Source organism: Citrobacter sp. Cpo012, from assembly GCF_030333015.1.
In the GTDB taxonomy this organism is placed as follows: Bacteria; Pseudomonadota; Gammaproteobacteria; order Enterobacterales; family Enterobacteriaceae; genus Citrobacter; species Citrobacter portucalensis.
Window position 1 is genome coordinate 1 of record NZ_JAOWGR010000002.1, and the last position, 615, is coordinate 615.

1 rRNA gene is annotated in these 615 nt (G+C 53.2%); it reads right to left on the reverse strand.

Going from position 1 to position 615, the window contains the following annotated elements:
• Window positions 1-615: ribosomal RNA gene (locus OGX90_RS00005) — 23S ribosomal RNA — on the reverse strand; the annotation flags it as partial.

A 615-nucleotide genomic window follows, 5' to 3' on the forward strand; every position in this document is an offset into this window, starting at 1 on the left:
ACACCTTCAACGGCTTACAGAACGCTCCCCTACCCAACAACACATAGTGTCGCTGCCGCAGCTTCGGTGCATGGTTTAGCCCCGTTACATCTTCCGCGCAGGCCGACTCGACCAGTGAGCTATTACGCTTTCTTTAAATGATGGCTGCTTCTAAGCCAACATCCTGGCTGTCTGTGCCTTCCCACATCGTTTCCCACTTAACCATGACTTTGGGACCTTAGCTGGCGGTCTGGGTTGTTTCCCTCTTCACGACGGACGTTAGCACCCGCCGTGTGTCTCCCGTGATAACATTCTTCGGTATTCGCAGTTTGCATCGGGTTGGTAAGTCGGGATGACCCCCTAGCCGAAACAGTGCTCTACCCCCGAAGATGAGTTCACGAGGCGCTACCTAAATAGCTTTCGGGGAGAACCAGCTATCTCCCGGTTTGATTGGCCTTTCACCCCCAGCCACAAGTCATCCGCTAATTTTTCAACATTAGTCGGTTCGGTCCTCCAGTTAGTGTTACCCAACCTTCAACCTGCCCATGGCTAGATCACCGGGTTTCGGGTCTATACCCTGCAACTTAACGCCCAGTTAAGACTCGGTTTCCCTTCGGCTCCCCTATTCGGTTAACC